Annotated in this window: 18 protein-coding genes; 10 read left to right on the forward strand and 8 right to left on the reverse strand. The window is 68.3% G+C overall.

The window, feature by feature from the left end; genetic code table 11:
* Nucleotides 1-95: 95 nt before the first annotated feature.
* The gene (locus JK358_RS11730) at nucleotides 96-1,826 is read right to left on the reverse strand and encodes a cutinase family protein (RefSeq protein WP_201946710.1); all 1,731 of its coding nucleotides are present in this window, start codon (nucleotides 1,824-1,826) and stop codon (nucleotides 96-98) included.
* Nucleotides 1,827-2,010: 184 nt separating this feature from the next.
* Here JK358_RS11730 and JK358_RS11735 point away from each other — a divergent pair, with 184 nt between their 5' ends.
* Nucleotides 2,011-2,430: a YciI family protein gene (locus JK358_RS11735; protein ID WP_201946713.1), complete on the forward strand. Its 420-nt coding sequence runs from the start codon at nucleotides 2,011-2,013 to the stop codon at nucleotides 2,428-2,430.
* 84 nt (nucleotides 2,431-2,514) lie between these two features.
* On the forward strand, nucleotides 2,515-3,810 hold the full coding sequence (locus JK358_RS11740) for an RNA polymerase sigma factor (RefSeq protein ID WP_201946715.1): 1,296 nt from the start codon (nucleotides 2,515-2,517) through the stop codon (nucleotides 3,808-3,810).
* Between the two features lie 19 nt (nucleotides 3,811-3,829).
* Here the strand turns inward: JK358_RS11740 and JK358_RS39160 are convergent, their stop codons facing one another.
* Genes JK358_RS39160 through JK358_RS11755 form a run of 3 tightly spaced genes read right to left on the reverse strand, consistent with a single transcriptional unit; the run spans nucleotide 3,830 to nucleotide 6,269 of the window.
* Entirely contained in the window at nucleotides 3,830-4,897 is a 1,068-nt protein-coding gene (locus tag JK358_RS39160) for a ferredoxin family protein (protein WP_307817470.1), read from the reverse strand.
* On the reverse strand, nucleotides 4,894-5,454 hold the full coding sequence (locus tag JK358_RS11750) for a YdeI/OmpD-associated family protein (RefSeq protein ID WP_201946718.1): 561 nt from the start codon (nucleotides 5,452-5,454) through the stop codon (nucleotides 4,894-4,896). Before JK358_RS11750 ends, JK358_RS39160 begins: the two co-directional genes overlap by 4 nt.
* 59 nt (nucleotides 5,455-5,513) lie before the next feature.
* A complete protein-coding gene (locus tag JK358_RS11755; protein ID WP_307817471.1) occupies nucleotides 5,514-6,269 on the reverse strand; it encodes an alpha/beta fold hydrolase in 756 nt (251 codons plus the stop codon).
* 84 nt (nucleotides 6,270-6,353) lie between these two features.
* Between JK358_RS11755 and JK358_RS11760 the strand changes: the two genes are divergently transcribed.
* Nucleotides 6,354-7,115: a hypothetical protein gene (locus JK358_RS11760; protein ID WP_201946720.1), complete on the forward strand. Its 762-nt coding sequence runs from the start codon at nucleotides 6,354-6,356 to the stop codon at nucleotides 7,113-7,115.
* Nucleotides 7,116-7,169: 54 nt separating this feature from the next.
* Nucleotides 7,170-7,961 carry an SDR family oxidoreductase gene (locus tag JK358_RS11765; protein WP_232851155.1) on the forward strand — a complete coding sequence of 264 codons (792 nt, stop codon included), beginning with the start codon at nucleotides 7,170-7,172 and terminating at the stop codon, nucleotides 7,959-7,961.
* 22 nt (nucleotides 7,962-7,983) lie between these two features.
* Here JK358_RS11765 and JK358_RS11770 read toward each other — a convergent pair whose 3' ends face one another.
* A complete protein-coding gene (locus JK358_RS11770) occupies nucleotides 7,984-9,771 on the reverse strand; it encodes a Y-family DNA polymerase (RefSeq protein WP_372440658.1) in 1,788 nt (595 codons plus the stop codon).
* A 221-nt stretch (nucleotides 9,772-9,992) separates the two neighbouring features.
* Nucleotides 9,993-10,730, reverse strand: a complete 738-nt coding sequence (gene imuA', locus JK358_RS11775; protein ID WP_201946725.1) for a DnaE2-dependent mutagenesis accessory factor ImuA' — start codon at nucleotides 10,728-10,730, stop codon at nucleotides 9,993-9,995.
* 207 nt (nucleotides 10,731-10,937) lie between these two features.
* Here imuA' and JK358_RS11780 point away from each other — a divergent pair, with 207 nt between their 5' ends.
* A complete protein-coding gene (locus JK358_RS11780; protein WP_201946727.1) occupies nucleotides 10,938-12,065 on the forward strand; it encodes a serine/threonine-protein kinase in 1,128 nt (375 codons plus the stop codon).
* Nucleotides 12,066-12,082: 17 nt separating this feature from the next.
* Here the strand turns inward: JK358_RS11780 and JK358_RS11785 are convergent, their stop codons facing one another.
* Both JK358_RS11785 and JK358_RS11790 read right to left on the reverse strand, forming a co-directional pair.
* Entirely contained in the window at nucleotides 12,083-12,724 is a 642-nt protein-coding gene (locus JK358_RS11785; protein WP_201946729.1) for a response regulator, read from the reverse strand.
* 55 nt (nucleotides 12,725-12,779) lie between these two features.
* Nucleotides 12,780-14,087 carry an ATP-binding protein gene (locus tag JK358_RS11790; protein ID WP_201946732.1) on the reverse strand — a complete coding sequence of 436 codons (1,308 nt, stop codon included), beginning with the start codon at nucleotides 14,085-14,087 and terminating at the stop codon, nucleotides 12,780-12,782.
* A 405-nt stretch (nucleotides 14,088-14,492) separates the two neighbouring features.
* On the opposite strand from JK358_RS11790, the gene JK358_RS11795 reads away from it, so the two are divergent.
* The 5 genes from JK358_RS11795 (at nucleotide 14,493) to JK358_RS11815 (ending at nucleotide 25,255) form a co-directional block, all read left to right on the forward strand.
* Nucleotides 14,493-15,140, forward strand: coding sequence for an MspA family porin (locus JK358_RS11795; protein ID WP_201946735.1), 648 nt, complete (start codon nucleotides 14,493-14,495; stop codon nucleotides 15,138-15,140).
* 85 nt (nucleotides 15,141-15,225) lie between these two features.
* Entirely contained in the window at nucleotides 15,226-19,326 is a 4,101-nt protein-coding gene (locus tag JK358_RS11800) for a WD40 repeat domain-containing protein (protein ID WP_201946737.1), read from the forward strand.
* Nucleotides 19,327-19,489: 163 nt separating this feature from the next.
* A complete protein-coding gene (locus JK358_RS11805; RefSeq protein ID WP_201946739.1) occupies nucleotides 19,490-23,299 on the forward strand; it encodes a WD40 repeat domain-containing protein in 3,810 nt (1,269 codons plus the stop codon).
* A 71-nt stretch (nucleotides 23,300-23,370) separates the two neighbouring features.
* Nucleotides 23,371-25,062 carry a PspC domain-containing protein gene (locus JK358_RS11810; protein ID WP_201946741.1) on the forward strand — a complete coding sequence of 564 codons (1,692 nt, stop codon included), beginning with the start codon at nucleotides 23,371-23,373 and terminating at the stop codon, nucleotides 25,060-25,062.
* Nucleotides 25,055-25,255, forward strand: coding sequence for a hypothetical protein (locus JK358_RS11815; protein WP_201946744.1), 201 nt, complete (start codon nucleotides 25,055-25,057; stop codon nucleotides 25,253-25,255). Before JK358_RS11810 ends, JK358_RS11815 begins: the two co-directional genes overlap by 8 nt.
* The last annotated feature ends 79 nt before the right edge of the window (nucleotides 25,256-25,334 follow it).

The following is a 25,334-nucleotide window of genomic DNA, read 5'->3' on the forward strand; positions in this document are numbered from 1 at the left end:
GCCTCGTCGATCCCTGGGGTTCGGGCCGTCCCGCAATCCACGAACGCATCGAACCCCCAGAGGCGCAATGCCTCTGGGGGTTCGATGTCAGGTGGTCAGTTGTTGGGGGTTGTTGTTGTGGTGGTGGTCGCCGGTGGGGTGGTGGTGATCGGGGCGATCGTGTCCTGGGGGGCGGCTACCTCGGTGCGGGGGCTGTCCGTAGTCGGGGGGACGGTGGTGGGGGCCACGGCTACCGGGTCTTCGGTTTTGGGGGCCGTGGTCGGGGGGACCGTGGTCGACTCCGTGGTGGTGGACTTGGCGTCCGTCTTGGGGGATGTGGTCGTCGAACCTTCGGTGGTCGTCGACTTGGTTGTCGTCGGAGCCGTGGTGGTGGAGCCGGTGGTGGTGGTCTTGGAGACCGTGGTGGTCTCGGGGGCCGAGAGGCGTTCCTTGCGCGGGGTGTTGGCCACCTGGCGGGCGGCGGCGTAGTCCTCTTCCTTGGGCTGCGACTTGGTTTCGATCGGCACGCCGGCCTGGGCCTGCTTGGCCAGGTGGGTGAGCCAGGCGGCCGCGTATTCGGCGGAGGTCTGGTTCTTACCGTTGGCCGGATCGGCGTCACGCCAGTAGTCGAAGTGCGCGCCGGTGCCCTCGCCGAGGGTCTGCTGGTACGGGTCGCTCATGATCACCGGAATCGTGTTGGTGTTGGTCATGATCAGACCCACGATCTCGTTGAACACCTTCTGCGGCAGGTACGCCAGCGGCGACATCTCGTCGGTGGAGATGGAATCCGCCTTGGTCACCGCGGACCCGGCCTCGCCCGGCTTGTAGTTGGGGGCCGAAACCTTCAGCAGCACATCGAGGAAGGTCTCGTTGCTGGTCCACCAGTTCGGGTTGCTCTGAATGTACTGGAACGCGGAGAAACCGGTGGCGGCGAGCACGGTCGCCACATCCTGGCCGGTGGCCGGGGTCAGCCCTTCGTTCTGCAGGGCATCGACATTGATCTGCCTGCCCACGTTCGCGGCCAGCTGGATCAGCGAAATGTTCTGCGGCACAGAGCAGGTCTGGTCGCGCTCGGAGCAGAAGGAGGCGATCTTGCCGTTCAGCTTGCCGAACCCGCCGTTGGTGTCGGCCAGCGCGCCCTGACCGGAAGCCGCTGTGCCGCCGAGGGTCTGGCCGTAGTTGTCCGGACGGTTGGGGTCGGTGGCGCCGATGAACGGCCCCTCGCCCGCACCGCGTCCGGCATCGGCGAACATGACCACGCCGACGACCTTGTCCGGGTCGGCGGTCTCGTATTTGCCGTTGGTCCCGGCCTGATCGTCGCCGATATCCATGGCGACGCGGCGCACGACATCCGCGCCCTCGCTGTATCCGACGATGGAGAACCGGGTGTCGGGGCAGGCGGCGGAGATCTGCCGCATCACCTCTTTGGTGTTGGTGACGCCGGTGTTGACCGCGTCCTCGTAGGTGGCCATATTCGCCGGATACGAGATGTAGACGGCCGCGTAGTCGCCGCCGACCGCGTCCTTGGGCGCATTGGCGACCGGATCCAGCCATCGGCTCTGATAGTCGTCGGACAGTGCGGCGGGCAGTTCGTTGCCGTTGGCGTCGACGAGCATCTTCACCTGGCCCGACTGCGGCGAGTCATTGCGCCCGGCGACCGAAATGGTCACCATGTCACGGCATTCCGTGACCGAGGCCACGAGCGCCGGATCCGCGATGGTCGGCTTCTGCTCGGAGGTGGTCAAGATCAGCGTCGCGCCGACGATCGCCACCACCCCGAGGGCCGCCGGACCGGCAACCATGGGCGAACCGATGCGAGCGCGCGAGAAAATAGTGCGAAGAGCCATGTGCCCTGATTCCCATTCCTGTTCGTCACGTGGGCGGACAGGCCTCCCGACAGGCCGTGATTCGGTGATCATGTCGTTCCGGCTGAAAGAATCGTTACGCCGATGTCGATTCGCGGCTTCCCCGTTCGACCTACGAGTGGAAGGGTCCGAAGGGGACCCGGCAACACTCGAGGAGGACACCACCATGAAGTACATGCTGATCATGCGTGCCACCGACGAAGCGTGGGCGAACATGGCCAACGTCGATTTCAATGACCTGCTGAACGAGATGGGCAAATACAACGACGAGATGATCCGCGCGGGCGTACTGCTCGCGGCGGAGGGGCTCGACGACGCCGCGAAGGGCGTGGTGGTCGACTATTCGTCCGAGCCGCCCGTGGTCACCGACGGACCCTACGGGGAGACCAAGGAGCTGTTCGGCGGCTTCTACATCCTCAATGTGGCGTCGCAGGAGGAGGCCGTCGAATGGGCCAAGCGGATGCCGATGACCGGCAAGGGGGTCAAGACCGAGATCCGGCGGGTGCCGACCATCGACGAGTTTCCACAGGACAACGAGTGGATCCTCAAGGAACGCGCCTGGCGTGAGGCCACCGGGCAGCTCTGAGCCGACCGTGCCCCGTTCCGTCGCCCGGCGCGGGCTGGAGACCGCCGCGACCGGGCCGACCGGACGGTTCCGAAAGGATCCACCGTGACCGACCCCACCGGCCGCGAGGCGGTCGCCGCCGTCTGGCGGATCGAATCCGCGCGGATCGTCGGCGCGCTGGCCCGCTACACCGGTGACTTCGCGCTGGCCGAGGATCTCGCGCAGGAGGCGCTGGCCGAAGCGCTGGTGACCTGGCCGCGCGAAGGGACGCCGCGGCATCCGGCGGGCTGGCTGCTCACCGTGGCGCGGCGGCGGGCCATCGACGGATTCCGCCGCCGCAGCGCCCTCGACGAACGGCATGCCGTCCTCGCCCGCGAACTGGGTGAGGGCGGCATCGCCGCGGGTGGCGCGCCGGGCGATCCGGGCACGGAAGACGAAGGGGTGCTGTGGGATCCGGACCGCATCGACGACGATGTGCTGGCGCTCATGTTCACCGCGTGCCATCCGGTGCTGGCGCGGGAAGCACGGGTGGCGCTCACCCTGCGCGTGGTCGGCGGTCTGACCAGCGACGAGATCGCCAAGGCGTTCCTGGTGCCGACCGCCACCGTGCAGGCCCGCATCACCCGCGCGAAGAAAACCCTCGCGGCGGCACGGGTGCCGTTCGAGGTGCCGCCGCTCGCGGAACGGGCGACCCGGCTGGGCTCGGTGCTGAGCGTGCTCTACGTGATCTTCACCGAGGGCTCCTCGGCCAGTTCCGGTGAAGATCTCATCCGCTTCGACCTGGCCGGGGAAGCCCAGCGGCTCGCCCGCGTCCTGTCCCGGCTCATGCCCGACGAACCCGAGGTGCACGGCCTGCTGGCCCTGCTCGAACTCACCGCCGCCCGCTTCCCCGCCCGCATCGGGCCGGACGGGGAACCGGTCCTGCTCGAACAGCAGAACCGCCGCCTCTGGGATCGCGCCGCCATCCGGCGCGGACAGGCGGCGCTGTCCCGCGCCGGCCGACTGGGAAGGGGCTTGGGCGCGTACGGATTACAGGCCGCCATCGCCGAATGTCACGCCGTCGCGGCATCCGTCGACGCGACGGACTGGGAGCGCATCGTCCTGCTGTACGAGGCGCTCGGACGACTCGCGCCCTCACCGGTGGTCGAATTGAACCGCGCCGTAGCGGTTTCCATGGCGCAGGGACCGGCGGCCGCCCTGCCGATAGTCGACGAACTCCTGGCCACCGGAACCCTGTCGGCATCCCACCTGCTGCCGGCCGTCCGCGGCGAACTGCTCATTCGCATGGGACGAAATATCGAGGCGCGCACCGAATTCGAGCGCGCGGTGAAACTGTGCGGCAACGACCGCGAGCGCGCCATGCTCGAACGCAAGATCGCCGACCTCGGAACGACGGGGTGACGGCGGCCGGGACGAAATTTCAGAGGATCAGGCGCACTTCGTCGGCGACGACGGCGGTGGCCTTCTTCGGAGCAGCGCCGCAGCTGGCCTGACGAGGGGCGTAGGCGACAGTGTGCGCGGTGACCAGCCAGCGGCGGCCGTCGCGGTGCGTCACCTCGGCCGCACCCGCGAAGGTGGCGGGGTTGCGGGAGGTCGCGGAGTCCACCTCGGCCGACTTCACGGTGAGATCGCTGACGCCCACGCACATGTCGGCGGTGCGCACGCTGTCGCGCAGGCCGGGGCGGCCGGTGGCGTGGATACCCGCGTCGGCTACCGCCCCCGGCGCACCTTCGTCGCGCTGCGACCGCTCGCGCACCGCGACCGGATCTTCCCGCTCAGTGTAGGTCTCGTCGATGAGGCGTTGGGCCACAGCCAATTCCGCGACCTGCTGCACGGGGGTGTAGCAGCTGCGGCCGCGCAGACCGGGCAGGGAGATGCGGCCGTATTGTGCTGCCTCGACGGCGGTGATGACCGCGTCCGCGTCGACCCGGCCGTAGGTGAGGCCGGTGGGGAGCAGGACTACGGCGGGGGCGAAGCGGTGGCCGCCGGTGTGTGAGCACTCCCAGACGCGGTCCGGGAATTCGGTGACCAGGCGGGCGGCGATGGGTCGGCCCAGCAGGGCGCAGCATTGGTCGCGTTTGCCGTGGGCGCAGACCAGGACCAGTGGATCCTCCACGCGCGCACCGATTCCGGGGGCGGGGCCGTTGAGCAGGTGCAGGTCCAGGTCGAGCAGCTGCTTCAGGTCGGTGATCTCGAAACGTTCGCACCAGGAGTCCTCGGCACTGGTGCGGGCCAGGAGAACCGTTCGGACGCCGTTGAATTCATTGCGGCCGGGGCGGCGGATGAGGGTGGGGCGCACATGCGCGGCCTTGGTGCGGGCGGCCAGTTCGGCGGTGATCTCCGGGCCGAGCACTTCGTCGCCGATGACGTCGCGGCCCCACGCGCCGGGCTGTTCCACGCACAGCCATCCGGTGACGTGGGTGGCGCTGCCGGGTAGCGGAATCTCCTGTGCGGCAGCCGAACACAGCATGCCGTCGAATCCGGTCACAGCGGCTGCCCGTCGATCAGCTTCTGGATCAGCTGCTGCAGCCGCCGCTCCCGGGTCTCCGGCCGCACCGCACTGCCCAGGTGGTATCCGACCGCGATCCGCGACTGCGCGGGCAGGGTTTCGAAGAAGGCCGCCGCCTCCGGATTCGATGCCAGCGCGTCCAGGAAGTCCTGCGGCAGGTCGCGCCCGTAGGCGTTGTCCCAGCGCCCGTCCGCCTTGGCGCGGTCGATCTCGGCCTGCCCGGCGGGATGCATGAGCCCCAGCGCGATCAACTCCGCCACGATGCCCACATTCCGCTGCGACCACGGGCTGCGCCGCCGGCGCGGGGTGAACCCCTGCAGGTAGAACTCGTCGTCGAGCCGCCGTGACTGCCCGTCGATCCAGCCGAAGCACAGGGCTTGGCGCAGTGCGCCGTCATAGTCGAGGGAGGTGTAGCCGGTGCCCTTCTTGGCGAATTTCACCCAGATGCCGTCCACGGCCGCATGATTGGCCGCCAGCCATTCCCGGAACGACGGTTCGTCGGGAAAGAACAGCGTGGGACGCTCGACTCCGGACACGCCCTCAACTGTAATTACCTGTTCCGACGGCCTCGCGCCGGTGGCAGCAATCCGAGGGTTCAGTGGCCGAGAAAGGGCAGCACCGCGGATTCGAACTCGCGGTACCGGTCGCGGTGGATGCTGTGCCCGCAGGTGAACGCGCAGACCGTGCAATCGGGCATGGACGCCCGCATATGCTCCAGTTTGCCCGGGTCCACCATGCCGCCCGGCCCGCCGCGCAGGAACAGCGTCGGCGCGGTGATCTCGGCCAGCCCCTCCCACCACTCCGGATACGGTTTGCGGAACTGTTCGAGCGCCTTGCCCGTCATGGACCTGTCGAAGGCCAGCACCGCGCGCGGATGCCGCAGCAGGCTGGTGGTGGCATGCCAGAGCTCCGGCACCGACGGCAGCCGCCTGGTCAGCGTCATCTGCTCGTCGCCCGAGCGCAGCGGCAGCGGCTGCTCCTCGATCACCAGCCGGCGCACCAGTCCGGGCCGCTGCATGGCCACCCACGACACCGCGTACCCGCCGAGCGAATGCCCGACCAGATCCACCGACTCCAGGCCGAGCCGCTCGCACAGGCGCAGCACATCGGCCCCGAACTCCGGGAACTGATAGGACTCGGTGTGCGCGCTACGGCCGTGCCCGCGCAGATCCGGAATGATCACCCGCCGCCCGCGCCGCACCAGCTGCTGGGCGAAGCGATCCCAGGTGTACCCGTCGCCGCCCATACCGTGCACGAGCATGACGGGGGTAGGACTGGGCTCGGCCGTCGCCCCCGAATCCCGATAGGCGATCAGCACGTCGTCGAACTCGACCCGGGTGACCGTCTCCACGATCAACCAGGGTACGGACCCGGCCCGGCGGCCCGCCCGGGATTGTGCGCATCGCCATATCCGGCGACCTGGTTGGATGCGGGGGTGAAGTTTGTGTCCTGGCTGGTAACGACGGTCATTGCGGCAGCGCCCGCGATGCTGACGCTGTGGTGGGCGGCGGCGACCGTGCGCGCCGACTCGGCGTGGGCGGTGCTCGCGATCGGGGTGGCGATGGTGTGCTGCACACTGACGGTGACCCTGCTGGTCATGGTGGTGGGATCCGCCATCGCCGGACCCGAAACCGCCGCCCGCATCCGCCACGATCGGGTGGTGATCGAAGCCCCGTGGGGCGCCCCGGTGCACTACACGGCCGCGACGGCGGCAGTCGGCGGCCTGCTCTGGATCGCGCTGGGCGCGGCGCTGGAAATCTGGCTCTACGCGATCCTCGGCGGCCTGCTGTTCGCGGTCTGCGCGCTCGGGCTCTGGGACTCCTTCCGGCGGCGCGGGACCCGGCTGGAGTTCAGCCGGGAATCCCTGCGCCTGGTCTTCCGCAACCGGGATCGCGAATTCCCCTGGACGGCAATATCGGACGTGACCTGTGCACAAATTCCGGTCAGCGGCAACACCACCCGGCCGAATATCGAATTCCGTTGCCCCGCAACCGCTGTCATCGCACATTCGAAACGCCCGGAAACCCATTTCGCGAACGATGACCACAGCCCGCGGATCTATCAGCTACGACCGCAGGGACTTCCGGTGCCCGCGGACCGGTTGACCGAGACCATCACGCGGCTGTCCACCACCCACCCTGATCAACTCGCGACCCTCACCGTCGAAGAGATCGAAGCCATGCTGGTTCCGGCCTGAGCGTAAATCTCTGCCGCACAGCGGAATCAACCCCGCGGTGGTAGGCAGGAGGGTATGACGTCGCACACGGGTTTCGAAGGACGCACATACGTGGTGACCGGGTCGGCCTCCGGAATCGGAGCGGCGACAACCGCACTGCTGCGCGAACGCGGAGCCGAGGTCATCGGCTGCGATCTCGCCGACGCCGAGATCCGAGCCGACCTGTCCACCCCCGATGGGCGGCTTTCCCTGATCGAACAGGTACGAGAACACGGGCCGATCGACGCCGTGCTCGCGGTGGCCGGTGGCGGGAAAACCGGTCTGCTGGAAACGAATTACTTCGGCGCGGTCGCGACGCTGGAGGGTCTGCGCCCGCTGCTCGCACAGCGCACCGCACCTCGCGCGGTAGCTGTATCCTCGACCTCCGCCCTGGCACCGGCGAACGAGCAGGTCGTGCAGGCCTGCCTCGACGGCGACGAGGCCGCCGCCGTACACCTGCTCGGGCAGGACCCCTCCGGCGGTGGCGTGGCGGGCGGCTACGGGGTCGCGAAACGCGCCCTGAACCGCTGGGTCCGCCGAGCCGCCCCGACCGCCGAGTGGGCGGGTGCGGGCATCGCCCTCAATGTGGTCGCGCCGGGCGTCGTCGACACCCCCGCGGCCGCCTACATCCTCACCGACCCCGAGGTCCGCAAGGCCGTCGAAACCGCTGCGCCACAACCATTCGGCGGATTCCCGGGCCGCCCGGAGTGGATCGCCGAAACCATCTGCTGGCTGGCAAGCGCGGACAACCGCTTCGTCACCGGCCAGATCCTCTTCGCCGACGGCGGCTCGGAAGCAGCGGCGGTGGGCGACCTGCACTGGCAATAAGCCGGGACTGCGGGCGCTTCGGCTATTCGTAGAGGCCTTCCACGTGCCAGACGCGGTGGAAGCCGAGTAGGAGGAGGGCGCGTTTGTCCTTCTCCAAAAGGACCTGGGCGCGGGCGGCGACGCCGTGCTGGACCCGGTGGCTCCACCAGCGGTCGTCGAGGAGCCAGGGGCCTGCCCAGCCGATCAGTTTCCAGCTGCGGCTGCCCCAGTGCAGGTGGGCCGGTTCGGCGGTGAAGAGGCCGCGGTCGTCGATCCAGACCGGGGCGCCGGTGGCGTCTTCGAGGCGGACCTCGGGGCGGTTCGGGAGCAGGACCGTCGGCGCGGGTTCGGGGAGGCGGCCGGGCCAGGGCTGGGCCGGGTCGTGGGCTGGGACCAGCTCATCGCCCAGGGTGATCATGGTGATGCGTTCTTCGGGCCCGCGACCGCCGCTCAGCACGCCCAGGCGGACGGCGTCGCCACCCAGCAGGCCCTGCACCCGGATGAGCACCCGGCGCGCCCGCTCCTCCTCTTCCCCGACGCCGCCCCAGAGGCCGAGCTGCAGGGCTCCCGCCGAGACCACCTCGAGCGGTTCCAGTCGCAGCAGGGTGATCGCGCCCGGCCCCCAAGCCTCCTCGGGCTCGTCGAACGAATCCGGCTGCGTTCCGCCCGGGTGCCGCATACGGCCGAACGAATCCGGTTCCGCTGACCGCCGATTCGATGCGCGACCGGACGAATCTGAACTCGCTGCCCATCGGTTCGATGCGCGACCGGACGAATCTGAATCCGCTGCCCGTCGGTTCGATGCGCGGCGGCCGGGTGAGTTCGGTTCCGCGCCGCGCCGATTCCGGGTGCGGCGACGGGTGAGCCAGCCGTCCAGCTGCCAGCGGATACGGTCGGCGGTGCTGTCGGGAGTGAGGGGTTCGGCGCAGCGCCAGACCCGGGAGAAGTGTTCGCCCGCTTCGGTTTCGGCGTGGATTTCCAGGCGGGTGCAGGCGACCGAGGCGGCGGACAGGGTGTCGTGCAGTCGAGCGGCGAGCATGCGGCCCGCGAAGGCGGCGGCGTCGACGCGGTCGATCGGCGGATCGCAGCGGTACTCCACCACCAGGTCGGCCGGGGGGACGCGCGCGGAGGCCGGGCGCTCGGGAAGCGCTCTGGCACAACGGTGCGCGGTGATGGCGTCCTGCCCGAACCGCGAGGCGACCTCGGCGGGGGTCAGCCGGGCGAAGTCCCCGATCCGCCGTAGCCCCAAGCGCCACAGCAGATCCACCAGCTCGGCACGCTCCGGCGCGGCCAGTGCGGGTTCCACCGCCAGCTCGGAAACCGGCAGCGGCGCAAGGAACTCCGCCCCCTTCCCCGACGGTACGAACGCCGCCCGCCGCGCGGCGAACACCGCCGTGGACAGCTCGTCCGCGATCCCGATCTGACATTCCGCCCCGGCCGCCGCCACCGCGTCCACCAGCTGTTCCGCCGCAGCCTCCTCGGATCCGAAGAACCGCGTCGCCCCTCGCGCGGCGACCGCCAGCAGCCCCGGCCGCAACACCTCCACCCCCGGCACCGTGGCATCCACCGCCTCCACCACGGCCTCGAAGAACCGCCCATCTCGATCCGGATCCTCCTGCGCCACCACCAGATCCGGGCAACAGGCCTGCGCCTCCCGCTTCCGCATCCCGCGCCGGATCCCCTCGGACCGCGCCACCGCCGAACACGCCACGACCCGATTCGACGACAGCACCGCCACCGCCCGTGTGACCTCCACGCCCGCCTCCACGGCGGCCGCCACCGCGGGCCAATCCGGGCACCACACCACCAGCACCCGCGACCGCGCCTTCACACACACCTCACTGTTCCGTCTCCGGAAATTGCTCGACGCCCGCGTCATGAGCCCGGCCGCGCACCCGCGCGGTAGGCGTCAGCGGTCACGCACGCGCCGGTGATCGAGCGCCCGCATCGATTCGGACCTACTCGGTGAGCTATCCGAACCTTGCGAAACCTGTTGTCACGCTCCATGGTCGGCGGCACCCGCCGACCGGATAGCCGCCGCCCGTCCGATGCTCAGGACACCGCATGGCGGATGGGCCGCAGGGGCTCGGCTGCGGGCTGGTCGGTGGCGACCCATTCGACCTTGCCGTCGTGCGGGCTGAGGGCGAGGTGGCCGTGGCGGGGCTGAGCGGCGCGGCCGCGGACGGAGATGTCCAGGCGGACGGTGCGCAGGCGACCGCAACCGCGGCCGAGACCGCTGTAGCCGGTGACGTGGGTGTCGATGTGCAGGGCGGGACCGGACCAGGTGCCGCCGGTGACCAGCAGGGTCGAGTTCTTGCTGCGGGCGCGGGCGGCGAGGACCCGGGTGCGGGATTGCGGGACGTTCAGGCCGTTCAGGCCGAGAACCACCAGGTCGAGACCCTCCAGCAACACCGAGGCTATTTCCAGGGGGTCGGAGCCGGGGTCGGAGACGACGGCCAGACGGTCCAGTCGTGCACCCATTTCCGCCGCCGCCAGCAAGCCCAGCCGGGGCAGGCCGACCACGGCGGCGTGACCGCCCGCGCCGGTGACAGCCGCCAGCAAACCCGAGAGCAGGGAATGCGCGCCCCTGTAGATGACCACCGAACCCTTCGCCAAACCGCCGTCGGGCAAAAGGTTTACGAGTGCGGACGGGACGGGCAGCGCTTCACGGCGGAATTCCTCCGCCACCGGTACCCGCGCCGCGGCTTCCCCACCGCGTGCCGGCACCGCGGCCATACGCCGCCGTAGTTCCGTCAGTTTCCGCTGTTTCTCTTCTTCCGTCGAACCCATCTATCGACCACCTCTCCCACCAATGGATGGACCCTGCCGAAGCGGCCGAACACTGCTCAGCACCGCTTCAGCTACCTATCATAATCGAATATACGTTCGATTCATGCTCAGTAGAACTCGAGCCTCGGCGCGCGTCAAGGGGCAGTGGCGCAAACCTCCGGTTTCGAACCAGGCCAGTCAGGATGGTTTTCCGCTACCCTGCACGACGTGACCGAACGCGCCCGTCCCATCGTCGGCCCCGATTACCTGGTCGCCGGCCGCTACCGTCTGAAGTCGAAGCTCGGTGGCGGCGGCATGGGTGCGGTGTGGCTGGCCCACGACCGGTTACTCAACCGCGACGTCGCCATCAAGCAGGTGCTCTCCCTCGCCGACCTCAGCGAGGAGGAGGCCGGTGAGGTGCGGCGGCGCATCATGCACGAGGGCCGCGTCGCCGCCAAGCTCTCACACGAGCACGCCATCGCCGTCTACGACGTGGAACTCGAGGCGGGAGAACCCTGGCTCGTCATGGAGTACTTACCGTCTCGCAGTGTGGCCAAGGCACTTTCGCTGACCGACACGCTCTCCCCCATCGAGGTGGCGCAGATCGGCGCGCAGGTCGCCGACGCGCTCGCCGCCGCGCATGCCGCGGGCATCGTGCACCGGGACATCAAGCCCGGCAACATCCTCGTCGCCGATCGCGGTGACGAGGTGGGCATGGTGAAGCTCAGCGACTTCGGCATCTCCAGCGGCGCGGGCGATACCGACGAACCGGGCGATGTCATCACCGGCACCCCCGCCTACCTGCCGCCCGAGGTGGCGCGCGGGCAGCGGCCGACCACCGCCAGCGACGTATTCTCGCTCGGCGCAACGCTGTACACGGCCATCGAGGGACAGCCGCCCTACGGGTTCGACGAGGACAGCAATGTGATCGTGGAGCGCGCGGCCATGGCGCAGATCATTCCGCCGGAACGCACCGGACCGCTCACCGCCGCCCTGCTGCACATGATGGAACCCGCCCCGCAGCGCCGCCCCACCATGACCGAGGCGCGCAACGAAATCCTCACCGCCGCATTCGGTCCCGGCACCGCGCCCTACATCCTCGGCGCGCCGGTGCGCACCGAGGACGGGACCATTCCGGCGTGGGCGGCCCGCAACTCGGCCGCCGGGCTGCGCAGCCCGCACTCCAGCCCACTGCCGCGACCCCAGCGCCAGCAGGCGCAGACTCCGGCTGCGGCGCAACCGAAGTCGGGCGGACTCGACTTCTCCAAGCTCGGGCCGAACGCGGGTCCGCTGGCGGTGGCGATCGGCCTGCTCATCGGCCTGCTGATCATCATCGTGATTCTCGTTGCGCTCTGAAAGTCTCGTGCCGCAGTTCAGTCGATGCGGCGACGGTGGGCCCAGCGGGTCAGCGCGTTTCGGTTGGACTGCTGGGTCTTTCGGAGCACGTTGGAGGCGTGCGTTTCGACCGTTTTGACGGAGATGAAGAGGTTTTCGGCGATCTCCCGGTAGGTGTAGCCGCGCGCCAGGAGACGCAGGACCTCGAGTTCACGCGGGGTGAGCGAATCGAGTTCAGGATCCAGGGGCGGTTCGGGGACAGGGGATTTGCCAGTGAAGGAGTCCAGCACGAATCCGGCCAGACGCGGGCTGAACACCGCGTCGCCGCCCGCGACACGCCGAATCCCGTCCGCCAGTTCGGGTCCCGAGATGGTCTTGGTGACATAGCCGCGCGCCCCCGCGCGAATCACCGCGATCACATCCTCGGAGGCGTCGGACACGCTGAGCGCCAAGCACACCGGCCCCTCCTCGATGCCCTGCAGCACCGCCACCCCGCCCCCGTCGGGCATATGCACGTCGAGCAGCACCACATCCGGTCGCGCCGCCTTGATCCCGGCGATCGCCTCGGCCACGCCGCCCGCCTCGCCGACCACCTCCATATCGGTTTCCCGGCTCAGCTCCGCCCGCACCCCGGACCGGAACACGGCATGATCGTCGACCAGAAAAACCCGGACGCTCACCTATATCTCCTCACCTGACGCGGACATCCCCAGCCAACAGCTTGCCGTACCGGACTCACAGCTGCGCGGCGTCCTCGGTGACGGGAGCCTCCTGCGGCTGCACTACGAGCCTGGCCTCCGCGCCGTCGGTGCGCGGCAGGTAGATCCGGACCTCGGTGCCGCGCTCCGGCGCGGACTTGATTTCCACTGTGCCGCCGCGTCGTTCGATGCGGGCGTGAATGGATTTGGCCAGCCCCTGCCGATCCGAACCCACGGCGTCCGGATCGAAACCCTTGCCGCGGTCGCGCACGAAAATGCTCACCTGATGCGGTTCGACCTCCGCGAACAGGTCGATGGCCGGCACCCCGGCATGTTTGGCGGCATTCACCAGCGCCTCGCGGGTGGCCCCGAGCAGGGCGGTGAAATGCTCCTTGGGCAGTCCATGACCGCTGTCGTCCACATCCATGGTCACATCGCCGACCGTCACCGGCGTAACCTTCACACCTTGCTGATCCTCCACCTCACCGGAGATGGTGCGCAGTGCCGCGGCCAGACTCGAATGCGCCGGGCCGGTGTCGTCGAACAGCCACTTGCGTAGCTCGCGCTCCTGACTGCGCGCCAGCCGCACCACCTCCTGCGGATCCTCGGCCTGCCGCTGGATCAACGCCAGCGTCTGCAACACCGAATCGTGCAGGTGCGAGGCGATCTCCTCGCGCTCCTCGTTGCGAATGCGCGCCGCCCGTTCGGAATTCAGCGCCCGCACCATCCGCAGCCACAGCGGCACGGTGAGCAGCCCGGCCCCGATCAGGCTGACCGCCACCGCCAGCAGCGCCGACCCGAGCGAACTCAGATCGATGCGCGCCAGCACCACCACACCCAGCCCGACCACGATCAGCGTGACGCCGCCGACGATGCGCGCCCAGGTGACCACATTCGGCCGCGCGGGCAGCCCGAAGACCGATCTCGGCCCCTCCGCGTCGAATTCGCGCCACACCAGCGCCGCGCCGACCGCCACCACGATGATCGGACCCACCACATGCGCGGCCGTCCCGTTGAACAGCCACGCCATCGCGACCGCGGACGCCAGCCCCAGCAGCGCCAAACCGATGGCCTGCCGCCGTTCGGTCGCCGACGGTTTCACCGCGTCCCCGCCGCCCGGCGTGAACAGCCACAGCATTCCGTACGCGATCACCCCGGACCCGAACAGCGCCGACAGCAGAACGAACGCGATCCGCACCTTGAGCACGTCGATGCCGAGATGGTCGGCGATGCCGCCCGCGACTCCGCCCACGATCCGGCCCCCGGAGCGCCGCATCAGCTTCGGCGGCTGCGGCAACGCGGTCACCGCGCGGGCAGGGTCGAACAGGGGTGGGGACGGATACATGCCTTCGATACTGGCATGCCGCTCCGACAGGCGGCATCAGGTAACACCCCGATTCCTCCCTGAGAAACCGAGTTGTCCGGTCCGGACAGAAAAGGGCATGTGACCAGCCCGGATTCCGCGTCGCATCGGCCGGGACCGGATAATTCTCAGATCTGATGGTTCGCACAGCTCGACCGGACCGGATGCCGCCCCGAATCGACCCCGAAATCCGCCTGGCCGGACCGGAAAACCGGTGCCACCGCCTCTGAACAGGCGTTTCCCAGCTCTCGAACCGGTAAGCCACTCGGCCGGAACCCGCTCCTCCCCGACTGTTGAAGCAGGACATCGGCTCCCACCGGAGACCGGGTCCACCGGAAGCCCTCGGGCAGCCGGACAGCTCAGTACGAGGTTCGGGGAGGAACCACCATGAACATCAAGACCGTCGTCGCCACCGCCATGACCGGCATCGCACTCGCCCTCGGGGGGCCGTTCGCCGCACAGGCTCAGGCCGGGGCACTCGCCCCGCACGAGAAGATCGTCACCGCACCCAATGGAATGACCGTCACCGCCGGTCATTTCGACAACGCCGCCCACCCGGTGGCATCACTCAACCTGATGCCCACCAGCCGCGAGGTGTACCTCGACAACACCTCCTACGGCCGCGTCGACGGCGGGACCGGCGTCATCCACACCGGTTTCTTCTTCGCCTGCGCCGTGGCCCTGGACGTCGATTTCACCTTCAAGGCCGGTGCGAGCCTCGACCTCGACGCCTCCATCGGCGTCACCGCAGGCGCGACCCTGGTGACACCGACCGCGGGCGTCACCCTCAGCCCCTCGATCGGCGCGAGCATCGGCATGACCCTCGGCATGTCCCCCGGTGAGATCGTCGATCTCCCCCTCGGCTCCAAGGACATCCCGGCAGGCGGCACCGGCTACGTCACCCAGAGCGGCTACCGCCTGACCGTCAACGACTGCGCCGGCCCCCTGACAGTCCAGGCCTACACCATCGTCGAGGCCACCTCCCCCGAGGCGGATACGGCGAGCTGGGTCATCGGCGACCCGTTCGTCCTGTAACCCGCGAGCGGCCTCGAAGCCGAGCGGCGGCGCAACGATGCGCCGCCGCTTCGGCATTCGGCGTCCCAGACGATAAATTGACCTCATGCTCGCGGGGGAACAACCGAACACCGAACCATCGGCACTGGAATCCGATTCCAGCACCGATCCTCGAACCCACTCCCCCCGAGCCCTTTTCACCCAGCGCTTCACCGATCTCTATGCCGCAGCAGGCAACCCGACCCTGCGCCGCGTGGCCACCGCCGCCGAATCCCGCATGCGCGCCGCCCACGGCAACCGCCCCGGCGGAGCCTCCGCCCAGCGCATCAGCGACTGGAAATCGGGCCGAAACGTCCCCGCCCGCTTCGAATCCCTGCTCCCGGTAGTCCTCACCCTCATCGACCTGGCCCGCACAAAGGGCACACCGCTGACCCGCGAACTGGCCGAACCCAAGGAGTGGCAACGCCTCTGGCACGCCGCCACCACCTGGAATCCGGAGGAACAGAACGAGGCAGCCTGCCCCTACCCGGGCCTGAACTCCTACCGCCCCGAGAACCGCGAACTGTTCTTCGGCCGCGCCCGAGCCACCACCGAACTCGCCGACCTGGTCCGCGACGCCACCGGCATCGTCGCCGTGGTCGGCGCGTCCGGAGCCGGTAAATCCTCCCTGCTCGCCGCCGGACTCGTTCCGGCACTGCCGGATTGGGAGGTCGTCAGCCTCACCCCCGGCCCGCACCCCCTGGAAACCCTCCTCCACGCGGCCACACCGGCCGAGACCGAGGAACCAGTGGCTGCCGACGACCAGCCGGGCGCCGAACACTCGATCGACGACGCGGCCCGTGGCGGCAATCTCGCACCCCGTCCCGACCGCCCCCGCCGCCTGCTCGTCGTCGACCAGTTCGAGGAACTGTTCACCCTCTGCACCGACGAGTCCGAGCGGGAACGCATCCTCGACACCCTGCACACCTGCGCCACCCGCACCGTCGACCCCCTCGCGGTTGTCATCGCCCTGCGCGCCGACTTCTACGCGCACTGCCTCGACTACCCGGTCCTGCAGGACGCCCTGGAGCGCCGCGCCTTCCTACTCGGCCCCATGCGATTGGACGAACTGGCCCAAGCCGTTTCAGGCCCCGCACGGGCCGCCGGGCTGGAACTCGAACCTGGCCTGGAAGAGCTCGTCATCACCGAACTCTGCGGCGTCGGCGACCACCGCGACCGCCGCAGCTACGACCCGGGCGCACTACCCCTGCTCTCCCACGTCATGGCCGCCACCTGGCAGCACCGCGAAGGCCGCCGCCTCACCATCAACGGCTACCGCAAAGCCGGCGGCGTGACCGGCTCGGTCACCGAAACCGCCGAATCCGCCTGGAGCGAACTGTCTTCCACGCAACAGGCCGCGGCGCGGGAGATCCTGCTCGGACTGGTCACCGTGAGCCAGGACGCCCAGGACACCCGCCGCTTCGCCCACCGCTCCGATCTGCTGACCCGGGCCGCGCACGAGGAAGACGCCGCCGCCGCACTGGAACTGCTCTCCCGCACCCGACTCGTCACCCTCGACGCCGAATCGGTCACCCTCACCCACGAAATCGTCCTGACCGCCTGGCCGCGCCTGCGGGCCTGGATCGACGAGGACCGGGTGGGATACCTGGTGCGGCAGCGACTGGCAGCCGATGCCGCGGAATGGGCCGCGCAGGAACGAGATTCGGCGCTGCTGTATCGGGGGAGCCGACTACAGAACACCCTCGATCACGTCTGCCCGCCCCCGGTCGGCCCGCTGGCGCACGAATTCCTCACTGCCGCAGCGGCTGCCCGCGACCAGGGGCGTCGACGATCCACCGGATACAAAGCCGTCCTCGCTCTGCTCGCGGTAATCCTGCTGGTCCTGGGATTCGCGGCTTTCACCCAGACCCGTCTTGCTCTGCAACAACGCGATGATCAACGTTTCGCGGCGGTCCTCGCCGAGGCCGACAGACTGCGAGAGACGGATCCGTCACTGGCAGCCCAGCTGTATCTTGTTGCGCGACAGCTCCGCCCGGACCATGCGGAACTGCGCAGTCGGCTCTTCCAAACCCAGAACCGACCCCTGGCCACGACGAACCCCGCTCACGACAGCGGAATCTGGCGGATGGCGTACCGAACCGGCGGCGTGCTGGCCACAGTCGGCTTCGACGACAATCTCCGGCTGTGGGATGTCACCGACCCCTACCGCCCATCGCAGCTCGGCCGGCCTCTCGATGACAACCACGTGGCCTTCAGCCCGGACGGCGGCTTGATGGCAACCAGCGGCGGCGACCACAACGGCATCCGGCTCTGGGATACGACGGTGCCCGCCTCTCCACGCGAGCTTTCGACCATGCCCGAGCCGAGTGGTCCCGGCAGCGGTGTCATGGCACTGACGTTCGCGGACAACGGCCGAGTGCTGGTGACTGTGACGACGGAATCGGTGACGCTCTGGGATCTGAGCAATACGGCGGCTCCCACACCCGGTGCGCCCCACCACCTCTACCGGGACAAGAGTGCGCGCCGGGCGTTCTCCATACCTGTGATCGCGGTCAGCCCGGACGGTCGAGTACTCGCGGTTTCCTACGATGCCGACGACGGTCCGAACCAGCAGTGGGTCCGGCTGCTGAACGTCGCCGGCGGCGCCACACCCACGGTCCTGAACAACCAGGTGAACACCGCCAAGGTAGCGATACGCGACATGGAATTCAGCCCCGACGGAAACACCCTGGTGCTGGCCACCGCGGGTGGTGATTCCTACGCACTCGGGGGAACCAAAGCGGTCCTGCACTTCTGGGATGTCTCGGACCGTGGGAAGGCCCGGCAGCTCGGAGCGCCACTGACCAATGGCGTGGACGAGGTGCAGGATCTCGCGTTCAGTCCCGACGGTCGCGTGCTGGCGGTAGCCAGTCGCGCGGAAGTCTCGCTGTGGAACGTGACCGAACCCGCGTTCCCGACCCTGATAACCAACGAACTGTCGGTCAAGGGAGCCGTATGCCGTTCCTCCGGAACCGAATACCAGTGTGACGGCGGTGCCTACACCGTGGCCTTCACACCCGACGGACGCTCACTTCTCACCGGCAACGGCGATGGCAAACTCCGGACCTGGGCGCTCCCGTCGTCCGTGCTCACCGGGCACGCGGGTGAACTCTCCCGACCTCGCATGGATGCCGTCGGAGACCGGATGACAACCGTATCCAGTGACGGCCGTATCGCGGTGTGGGACATTCGAAATCGACAGCTACCGGTGCGCATCGGCGAGTACCGGCTACCACCGGACCGATACCAGCAAACCCTGTCGCCCGACGGGCGGACCATGCTTGTGACAGGACCGGACCGCAGTGCCACGGGCGGACGGGCCTCGGTGAACACGATGCTGGATCTGTCCGATCCCCAGCGCATTCGTCCTATCGACGGCTGGCAGCAACGCCTGGACCAGGGAATCACCGCGAGCATGAGCCCGGATTGGCGCATGATGGCCACCGTCGAGAACGACAGCTCGCTGCAACTGTGGGATCTGACAGACCGCTCCCGGCCGACCCCGATCGGTGCGGCACTCGAGTCACCCGATATCCGCTGGGCTGTCTTCAGCCCCGACCGCAAGACCCTGCTCGTACAACAGCAGAGCAGGGTCTTCGCACAATCGGGCAACGACCTGGTGATCAGCCGATGGGACATCACCGACCCGCAGCACCCGCAGTCGCTCGGTGAAATGCTCCGTCTGCCGGGAAAATCCTTCCTCACGCAAGTGGTGTACACCCACGACCTCAACACCCTCCTTGTCACCGACGGCACCGAGATGTCCCTCTGGGACATCAGCGACCCGGCCCGTCCACTCACCCTGGGAAATTCGGAAACGGAGGGTTCCCAGCAGTGGTCATCGGTGCGAATCTCCGCGGATGACCGGCAGATACTGGTCTCGACCACCGACAACTCCGTGCAGCTGTGGGATTTCACGGATCGGTCACGACCGCGCCGGGTGGGCAGTCCGCTACTCGAACCCGGGAAGGCGCGCTTTCTGGTCGATTTCCACCCCGACGGCCGATTCATCGCCGGCGCCGCTGACGACGGCATGCTGCGGCTGTGGGACCTGGACGAGCAGCGCGTAATCGATCACATCTGCGCCATCACCGGCGGGCTGTGGACTCGGGAGCTATGGCGTAGCCATCTACCGGACCTCGAATACAACCCACCATGTGGACAGTGAGCAGAGTCGGATCGATGCAGAACGGAAGATCGTGATCGAGGAAACCACTTCCGAGGCAGAGAACCGTTCCCCCAGAGCGGTTTTCGCCGATCGATTCACCGAGCTGTACACAGCTGCCGGAAACCCGACCCTGCGACGCGTCGCTGCGGCGGCGGAAGCGCGCATGCGCGCGGCGCAGGGAAACCGGCCCGGCGGGGCTTCGGCGCAGCGCATCAGCGACTGGAAGGCGGGGCGAAATGTGCCCGCCCGCTTCGAATCCCTGCTTCCGGTCGTGCTCACGCTCGTCGAACTCGCCCGTAAGGCGGGTAGCCCGCTGAGCCGTCAGCTCGCGGAACCCAAGGAATGGCAGCGGCTCTGGCATGCGGCGACCACCTGGGTTCCGGAGGCCGACGCCGAATCCGCCTGCCCGTATCTGGGGCTGACCTCTTACCGCGCCGAGAACCATCGGCTCTTCTTCGGTCGCGCCGATGCGACAGCCGAACTGGCCGCACTTGTTCGTGAAACGGCCGGGGCGGGGATCGTCATCGTGGTGGGTGCGTCGGGGGCGGGGAAATCCTCGCTGCTTGCCGCTGGACTCGTGCCGACGCTCTCCGGGTGGGAGGCAAGCAGTTTCACACCGGGTGCGCATCCGTTGGCCGAACTCGGCTCGTTCGAACCGCGGGCCGACGGCGTACCGCGGCTGCTGATCGTCGACCAGTTCGAAGAGCTGTTCACCACCTGCGACGACGAGCGGGAACGCACGGAATTCCTTGCCACCCTGCATCGATACGCCACTCGTGCCGAAGATCCGGTCACCGTGGTGGTCGCGCTGCGTGCCGACTTCTATGCGCACTGTCTCAACTACCGAACCCTGCAGGATTCCCTCGAACATCGCAGTTTCCTGCTGGGTCCGATGCGGTTGGACGAACTGGCGCAGGCTGTTTCCGGTCCGGCGCGGGCGGCCGGGCTCGAACTGGAACCCGGCCTCGAAGAGCTGGTCATCACCGAATTGTGCGGCGCCGGAGAGCATCACGACCAGCGCAGCTACGACCCGGGCGCGCTCCCCCTGCTGTCACATGTCATGGCCGCCACCTGGCAGCATCGGGAAGGGCGTCGCCTCACCGTGGTCGGTTACCGCAAGGCCGGCGGGGTGACCGGGTCGGTCGCGGAGACCGCCGAACAGGCTTGGCTGGAGTTGTCCGGTGGACAGCAGAAGGCAGCCGCGCGGATGTTGCTCGGACTTGTTGCGGTGGGCCAGGATTCGCTGGATACGCGACGATCGGGCACGCGTTCCGATCTGCTGCGTCGTGCGGCCGATCAAGAGGATGCCGGCGCCGCGCTGGAACTACTCGTCCGGACTCGTCTCATCACCCTCGACGCCGAGTCGGTCACGCTCACCCATGAGATCGTGTTGCGCGCCTGGCCACGACTGCGCGGGTGGATCGAGGAGGATCGGGTCGGGTACCTGGTGCGTCAGCGGCTGGACGTTGACGCCGCCGAATGGGCTGCTCAGGAACGTGATTCGTCGCTGCTCTACCGCGGCACACGTTTGCGGAACGCACTCGACCATGCCGGGCCCGCGCCGATCGACCCGCTGGCACGCGATTTTCTCGCCGAATCGACCGCAACCCGCGCTCGGACCCGTCGCCGATCCTCACGAACCAGGACAGTCCTGGGCTTACTCGGTGTGGTGCTGCTGATCCTGGGGTTCGCCGCCTACACCCAGACGCAGCTCGCCCGGAAACAGCTGGACGACAAGAACTTCGCGGCGATCCTGGCGACCGCGGATCGCATACAGTCCTCCGATCCGTCGCTGGCCGCACAGCTGTACCTCGTCGCGCAGCGGCTGCGACCCGCCAGCGCGGAGGTACAGAGCCGAATTCTGCAAACCCAGAACATGACGCTGGTGCGGACGACACCCCTTGGTGGGGACGGCATCTGGGATATGACGTACCGCCCGGACGGCGTCCTCGCGACAGTCGACACGTACAATAAACTCCAGCTCTGGGATGTCAGCACCCCACGACTCCCACGCCGATTGAGCGCGCTGGCGGACGAGGTCACGGGGGTCGAATTCAGCATCGACCGTTCGCTGATGGCAACCGGATACGGCGCGGACATCCGGCTGTGGGACATCCGGGAGCCGACGGCGCCTCGAGAACTCGGCAGACTGCAGACCTCGGCACCCCAGGGTGCGGCACAGATGACGTTCATCGGTGACGGCCGGACACTCGCGGTCCTGACTACCGTCTCTTTCACACTGTGGGATCTGAGCGATCCGACAGCACCCGTCGCGGGTTCGCCGCATCAGCTGTTCGACGACACCCCGACGGAGGACGGACCGGTGATTCTCGGTCGAATCGACGCCGATCCGACCGGAAATCTGCTTGCGATCAGCGCCAACCGCGACAGCGATTCGTTGATCGAAGCCATTCAACTGTGGGACGTCAGCAACCGGACCGCACCGGTGAAACTCATCGACCGCCTCATCACAACCGATGTCACCCTCGGCGATGTGGCCTTCGCCCCTGGCGGCACGCTGCTGGCCATCGGCACGAATGCCACCAGCGTACTCCCGATGGGCAATACGAACGGCACGGTCGAACTCTGGGATCTCACCGAACCGAACCGTCCACGCCAGACGCGAGCACCACTGGAAACCGGGTCCGGTGACGCCCCCACATTGGCATTCACCGCCGACGGCAATACCCTCGCCGTAGGCTCGGGTCCCAGCCTGAACTTGTGGAACATGACCGATCCCGCCTACCCCGTACCGGTGATGGGTGAATCGACCATCGGTGCGGGGATCTGCCATGTCATCACGACCTCCTACGACTGCGCCGGTTCGGCTCGCGATCTCGCCTTCACATCGGACGGCCGTAACCTGTTCTCCCATCGCACAAGTGGTGACCTGCTCATCTGGTCACTGCCGCCGTCCGTGCTCACCGGACATGCCGGGTACCTGACGCCGCCGCTGTTCGACGCATCGGGGGATCGTATGGTGACCATGTCCACCGACGGCCGGATCATCGTGTGGGACATGCGAAATCGGCGACAACCGGCCCGCGTCGGCACCTACCGCATGCCACCGGACTTCTATTCGACGGCACTCTCCCCCGATGGCGGCACGCTGCTCGTTTCCTCCTCCGAACCGATGAAGACCTTTGTCCTGGATCTGTCCGATGCCTCCCGCATTCGACTATTGGGGCAGTGGCCGCTGCCGCAAGACGACTCCAGCCCGCCGTACCCGAGCGGCGATTGGCGGATCATGGCGAAGATCCACGAGGACGAGACGGTTCGGCTGTGGGATCTCTCCGAGCGCACCCGGCCGGTATCCCTCACCACCCTCGACATCGATACCGAACCCATGTGGGTCGCTACGGACTTCCAGAACCGGACCCTGACAGTCCAGCAGCTGGCCAATGAGCCCGGCGGCGCCCACACTCTTCTCGTCACCAGCTGGGATGTCGAAGATCCCGCGCACCCCGTCAAACTGGCCGACGCCGTGCGGTTCCCCACCGATGTCCCGAACACCAGGGCCTACGCCACGCCCGATCCGCGGGTGCTCGTCGTCGTCTCGGATGAGGCGCTACAGAGCTGGGACGTCGGTGATCCGGCCCACCCGCGGGCACTGGGTGACCCATTCACCGCGCACACCTCCGCGGTGAACTCGCTCGGATTCACCACCGACGGGCACACGATGCTGACCGCCGGTAGCGACGGCACACTGCAACTGTGGGACTACACCGACCCCACACAACCGCGTCCGAAAGCCGACCTGACCGCCGGTCACGGCAAGAACTACTGGTCGGCAGCCGTGCACCCCGCAGGCGGCATCGCGATAGGAGCCAGTTCCGGTGGCGCACTGCGCCTGTGGAACTTCGACCGGCAACACGCCGCCGAACGAATCTGCGCCATCACCGGCGACGCGTGGACCGAGAAATTGTGGCAGCGCTATCTGCCTCAGATCTCCTACGACCCGCCCTGCGACTGACCCCGACTTCAGGTGGCGTTTCAGGGTGATCCCCGATGCGGCCGAGGTCGGTGGGACAGCACGATGGAGCCATGACTTCAGGGAGCGACTGGTCCAGCAGCGCCAGAACCGGCGGCAGCTTCAGCGATCAGGTTCATGATTTGTGGGCGACGCGGCCGGTGCGACTGCCGCAGCACGGGCCGGTCGCGGGGGTGGCGGCCGGGTTCGGGCGGCGGTACAACGTGGATCCGGTGCTGGTGCGGGTCGCGTTCGTGGTGTCGGCGCTGTTCGGCGGGGCCGGGATCGTGCTCTATCTGATGGGGTGGCTGCTGCTGCCGCAGTCGGGGGATCAGACCTCGGCGGCGGAATCGCTGTTCGGGAAGGGGCAGGCTTCGCAGTCCTCGTCCAAGACGGTGGTGCTGCTGGTGGCGCTGGGGATCGCGGTCAGCACCATCGGGCCGGTGGGGGCCGGGCTGGGCGGGTCGGGGCTGATCAGCTTCGTGCTCATGCTGGCCGGATGGTGGCTGCTGCATCAGCGGCAACCGCAGCCGCCTGTCGGATATCTGGATTGGATATCCACTGATCCTGCGCTGGATCCCGGGTATCCGGGCACGAATTCGCCGTGGTGGACCGGGTATCCGGGGACGACCACGCCGGGCGGGACCGCGCCGTTCGAGACCTATGGGCCGTATACGAAACTGCCCGACCACTACGAGCCGGATCCGAACCGGCAGCAGCAATCACAGTCGCAGTCGGGGTCCGGGGAATCCGCGGTGCAGGCGCAGGTCCAGGCCACCGAGACCGCGGCCCTACCGGAAGTCGAGGCCGACACCGTGGTGCTACGCAAACCCGAGACGCCGGAGGCGGCATCCGACGCGGATCGGCCCGTTCCAGCCGACGAGGAGATCATCGACGCCGAAACCGTAGTCCTGCAGAAGGATACGGCCACTCCGGCGGACGACGAACCCGAGCACGACACCCCCGCCGCCACCCTGGAGAAGCGCCCGGACGACGGCACACCGCCTGTGCTGCACCGGATTCCCTCCGCCATGGAACAGCCCCGCACCAGCTACGGGCCCGCGCCCATCTCCCCCGACTTCGGCCCCACCCCACCCGGCTGGGATCCACTCGGGGTGGCCCCGCTCGCCTGGGATCTCCCCGATCCCACTGCGACAGCACAACTTCCGGTGCAAACCCAGACCGTCGCGCCGCGCAAGCCGCGCTCCCGCTTCACCCCCGTGGTGATCGGCCTGGCGCTGCTGGCCGCCGCCTCGGCCGGATCGGTGGCCGCCTCCGGCGTCGAATGGATGACCCCGGGCCGCATCGCCGCCGCCGCGCTCGCGGTCGTCGGCATCGGCCTGATCATGGGCGCGTTCCTGCGCCGCGGCTACGGGCTGATGGTGATCCTCGCGCCCCTCGCGGGTTTCGTGATCCTGGCCTCCATGATCGGCCCCATCGAATGGGACGAGACCACCATGGGCGACCAGTCCTGGGCCGCCACCAGCGCCGCCGACCTGCGCCCCGCCTACAAGGTGAACATGGGTTCGGCCACCCTCGACCTGAGCGCACTGCAGCTCACCGAGGACCGCACCACCACCGTCACGGTGGGCGCGGGCGAAGCCAAGGTGATCCTGCCGGAGAACCTGCGCGTGAACACCACCTGCAATGTGCGCATGGGTGACGCGTCGAACTGCAAGAGCGGCCTGTCGGGCCCCGCCGAAGGCCCGATCCTGAACCTGATCGTGAACGTCCGTATGGGCGATGTGGAGGTGACCCGTGGCTGACAAGAAAACTCGCCGCCCCTCGTTTTCCCTGCTCCTGGCCGGAGTCCTCTCCGTACTGGTCAGCATCTGGGCCTTCATCGGCCCGCACTCCTGGCCGGTCTCGGGCGGACTGTCCCTCGGCTGGATCGTCGTGATAGCCGCCATCGTGGTCGGCGTGGTCCTCGTCCTCTCGCCGCGCAAACGCGACGATTGACGGACGGCACGGAAGGACCCGCCACCATGGAAGGGCCCGGATCCCGAAAAGGATCCGGGCCCTTCACATGTCGGCTGCT

Origin of the sequence: Nocardia acididurans (assembly GCF_016741815.1) — a bacterium.
Lineage (GTDB): Bacteria > Actinomycetota > Actinomycetes > Mycobacteriales > Mycobacteriaceae > Nocardia > Nocardia acididurans.

Coding starts and splice junctions, on each gene's coding strand:
- JK358_RS11730 (WP_201946710.1), bottom strand. CDS start 1,826: ATGGCTCTTCGCACTATTTTCTCGCGCGCTCGCATCGGTTCGCCCATG.
- JK358_RS11735 (WP_201946713.1), top strand. CDS start 2,011: ATGAAGTACATGCTGATCATGCGTGCCACCGACGAAGCGTGGGCGAAC.
- JK358_RS11765 (WP_232851155.1), top strand. CDS start 7,170: ATGACGTCGCACACGGGTTTCGAAGGACGCACATACGTGGTGACCGGG.
- imuA' (WP_201946725.1), bottom strand. CDS start 10,730: ATGGGTTCGACGGAAGAAGAGAAACAGCGGAAACTGACGGAACTACGG.
- JK358_RS11790 (WP_201946732.1), bottom strand. CDS start 14,087: ATGTATCCGTCCCCACCCCTGTTCGACCCTGCCCGCGCGGTGACCGCG.
- JK358_RS11795 (WP_201946735.1), top strand. CDS start 14,493: ATGAACATCAAGACCGTCGTCGCCACCGCCATGACCGGCATCGCACTC.
- JK358_RS11800 (WP_201946737.1), top strand. CDS start 15,226: ATGCTCGCGGGGGAACAACCGAACACCGAACCATCGGCACTGGAATCC.
- JK358_RS11805 (WP_201946739.1), top strand. CDS start 19,490: ATGCGCGCGGCGCAGGGAAACCGGCCCGGCGGGGCTTCGGCGCAGCGC.
- JK358_RS11810 (WP_201946741.1), top strand. CDS start 23,371: ATGACTTCAGGGAGCGACTGGTCCAGCAGCGCCAGAACCGGCGGCAGC.